Raw genomic sequence first — 4,158 nt, forward strand, 5'->3', positions numbered from 1 at the left:
GGGTTATCTCGGCCAGGGCGGTAACACCGCCGCGCGGTTCGTGGCCGATCCGTTCGGGAACCACGGCGAAAGGCTCTACCGGACGGGCGACCTGGCCCGCTGGACACCGGACTGGGAAGTGGAGTACGTCGGGCGATCGGATACCCAGGTCAAGATCAACGGGTTCCGCATCGAGCTCGGTGAAATCGAGACCGCACTGACAGGCCTTCCCGACGTCGCCGAAGCCGTCGTCACCGTTCACCACGGTGGCGAGGGTGTGACGAGACTCGACTCCTACGTCGTCGCGCGGGCAGATCGGCAGGTCGACCCTGCCGCGGTGCGTGCCGCTCTCGCCGATCGGCTTCCCGCCCACCTGGTGCCCGCGACGGTCACCCAGCTTGCGAATCTCCCGCTGCTGCCGAATGGCAAGCGCGATCGCGGCGCCCTCCCCGAGCCGACCCCGTCGCGCTCCCACGCCCCGGCCCGCACCTCCCGTGAGGCGCTGATCTGCAGCACCTTCTCCGACGTGCTCGGGCTGGATCCGACTGCACCGATCGGGATCGACGACGACTTCTTCGCACTCGGTGGCGACAGCCTGCTGGCACTGCGGGTGGTCAATCGTCTCGCCAGTGCGGAGGTCGTGCTGCAGACCAGTGAACTGTTCAAACTGCGCACCCCGCGGGCGCTGGAAGATGCTCTGCCCGTAGATGTTCCGGCCGAGCAGGCGCCTCCGGAGACCGAGACCGCGGGATGGCACGGGCTGACCGACGACGACCTCGCCAGGCTGGTCGCCGAGTGCCCCGTCGAGGTTCAGGACGTCTGGCCGCTGTCACCGCTGCAGCAGGGCGTCTACTACCAGTCCACCTACACCGACGACGTCAATACCTATCTGGCGCAGAACATCTTCGACTTCGACCACCACTTGGACGTCGACGCGATGCGGACGGCGTTCGGCGCCCTGCTGTCCAGGCACGACAATCTGCGCGCCGGCTTCACCAGTGCGGGCCTCGTCCGCCCCGTGCAGTACGTGGGCCGGTTCGTCCCGGCCGACGTGACGACGGTCGACCTGGCCGATCTGTCCGCGGAGGCGGCGGAGGTTCGCCTCGCCGAGGTGATGCGCGAGGACGGTGCGCGGCCCTTCGATCTGTCGATGCCGCCGTTGGTCCGGCTGACCGTGATCCGGCTCCCCGACCGCGGTGACCGGCTGCTGCTGACCTGCCACTTCCTGCTCTGGGACGGCTGGTCGCGGGAGCTGGTGCTGCGAGAGCTGTTCGCGCTGTACGACTCCCGAGGCATCCGGGGGGCGCTGCCCGCAGCGCAGAGCACGTACGTGGACTATCTGCGCCTGCTCGACGCCAGGGATCAGGCGGAGTCGACCAGGGCGTGGGCGGACGCGCTCGCCGGGCTCTCCGAGGCCACGCTCGTCGCGCCCGACGCGGTCGGACGCGAGCCCGCCCTGCCCGAACGCGTCTACGGTGAGCTGTCACCAGAGACGACGGGTCGACTCAACGAGCACACCCGCAGCCAGCAGACCACCGCGAACACCGTCCTCACCACGGCGCTCGGCCTCGTCCTCGGCTTCGAAACCGGAAGCACCGACGTGGTATTCGGCACGACGGTGGCGGGCAGGCCGCCGGAGCTCCCTGGCATCGAGAACGTGATCGGCCAGTTCCTGAACACCGTGCCGGCTCGCGTCGAGACGACGCCGGCCACGCCGGTCGCTGGGCTGCTCCGCAGTGTCGAGGACTTCCGGCTGAACCTGATGGCGCACGAATACGTCGGGCTCGGCGACATCACCCGCAGCGCCGGCTACCAGCCGCTCTTCGACACTCTGTACGTGCTGCAGAACTTCCTCGACGACGACACCTTCACCGACTTCGAACGCGAGCAGGGCATCGTCGGAGTCGACTTCGTCGACACCACGCACTACCCGCTGACATGGGTGCTGACCCCGGGGGAGCGCCTTGGGATCAAGCTGGAATACCGGCCCGACGTCGTCGACGCCACCACCGCCACGGCGATGATCGAGAGGTTCTGTCTCGCAGTCGAAGCCATCCTGTCTCAGCCCCAGACCCCGGTCGGTGAGCTCGACCTGACACTGCCCGGCGAGCGGGCGACCCTGTCGGCGCAGTGGCGTTCCGTCGAGCACGACATGGGTGACGAGACCATCGCGGATCTGTTGGCAGAACGGGCTAATGCGTGCCCCGACGACGTCGCGCTGGTGTTCGGTCCGGTCCAGCTGACCTACGCCGAACTGGACGGCCGCATCAACCGGTTGGCCCGCAGGCTGCTTGCCAGCGGAGCAGGCCCGGAACGCATCGTCGCCCTCGCACTCCCGCGTTCGATCGACATGGTGGTGGCGCTGTTCGCGGTGCTGCGCACCGGTGCCGCGTACCTCCCGCTGGAACGCGACTACCCGCACGCCCGGCTGACCGGGATGCTCGACGATGCCCGCCCGGTATTGCTGGTCTGCCACGGCGGGGACCTGGCCGATCACCAGCGTGGCCTCGGCGGAGACGTGCTTGCGCTGGATGATCCCGACGTCGTCGATGCGCTCGCACACGGCTCGGCGGCCGCGCTGTCGGACGACGAGCTGGGCGCCTTCGCCAGAGGCGGGGGCGCGGGCCGGCTCGGGTATCCGGCATACGTCATCTTCACCTCGGGTTCCACCGGCAGGCCCAAGGGCGTGGTGACGCCGTACCGCGGCCTGACCAACATGCAGCTCAACCACCGCGTGGCGATCTTCGATCCGGCCATCGCCAAGGCCGGTGGACGGCGGATGCGGGTCGCGCACACCGTCTCGTTCTCCTTCGACATGTCCTGGGAAGAGCTGCTGTGGCTCGTCGAGGGCCACGAAGTTCACATCTGCGACGAGGAATTGCGCAGGGATGCAACGGCACTGGTGTCGTACTGCCGGGCTCATCGGATCGACGTCATCAACGTGACCCCCAGCTACGCACACCACTTGTTCGAGCAGGGCCTTCTGGATGCGGACGGTCATTCGCCGACGCTGGTGCTGCTCGGTGGCGAGGCGGTCTCCGACGAGGTGTGGCGCCGGCTGAGGGACAACCCCGAAAGCACCGGCTACAACCTGTACGGCCCGACCGAGTACACGATCAACACCCTCGGCGCAGGAACCGACGACAGTGCGACTCCCACGGTCGGGTACCCGATCTGGAATACGCGGGCCTACGTGCTGGATTCGTGGCTTCGGCCGGTCGGCGACGGCGTCGTCGGTGAGCTCTACATCGCAGGCGCCGGGCTGGCGCGCGGGTATCTGGACCGCCCTGCACTGACCGCCGACCGCTTTCTCGCCGACCCCTTCGAGTCCGGTGGCCGGATGTACCGGACCGGTGACCTGGTGGCCCGCAGATCGGATGCCGGCGGAACGCTCGACTTCTTCGGGCGCAGCGACGACCAGGTCAAGATCCGAGGCTATCGGGTGGAACTGGGCGAGGTGGCCGCGGCGCTGTCGGCGCTGCCTGGAGTGCGTCAGGCAGTTGCCATCGCGCGGCCCGGTCCGTCGACGTCGGTCAAACAACTCGTCGGCTACGTCGTGCCCGAGGCCGGGTCCGATTCTGCGACTGGCGATCCCGCCGCGTTTGCCGCCGAGCTCCGGACGGCGCTGACCGAGACCCTGCCCGACTACATGGTGCCCGCCCTCTACGGGTTCATCGAAGAGATTCCGCTGACCGTCAACGGCAAACTCGACACCCGCGCCCTGCCGGAGCCGGTCGTGCCCGCGTCGGGCCCGTCCCGGGATCCACGCGACGATCGTGAAGTCCTGCTGGCGAACATCTTCGGCGACGTTCTCGGTCTACCGCACATCGGAATCGACGACGACTTCTTCACCCTCGGTGGTGACAGCATCTCCTCGATCGCGGTCTCGGGCCGGGCCCGCAAGTCAGGGCTGCACATCACCCCGCGCGACGTCTTCCGGCGCCGCACCGTCGCCGCCCTCGCCGCGGTCACCGACGCCGACGTGCCTCCGCAAGGATCGGTCGAACCCGACAGTGGCGTCGGGACCATCGCCGCCACGCCGATGCTGGCCGAGACCAGGCAGTCAGAGACGCCACTGGCCAACTTCCACCAGTCGATGGTGCTGGCGACCCCGGCCGGAATCACCGGCGCTCAAGTAGAACTCGTCGTCGGGTCGGTGCTGAATACCCACGACATGCT

The 4,158-nt window shown here is 68.4% G+C and carries 1 protein-coding gene; it reads left to right on the forward strand.

What is annotated here, in order from left to right:
* Positions 1 to 4,158 (forward strand): non-ribosomal peptide synthetase (locus ACRDUX_RS17800; RefSeq protein ID WP_526415342.1); only part of this gene is annotated, 4,158 nt, incomplete at both ends.

Origin of the sequence: Mycobacterium sp., assembly GCF_050701675.1 — a bacterium.
In the GTDB taxonomy this organism is placed as follows: Bacteria; Actinomycetota; Actinomycetes; order Mycobacteriales; family Mycobacteriaceae; genus Mycobacterium.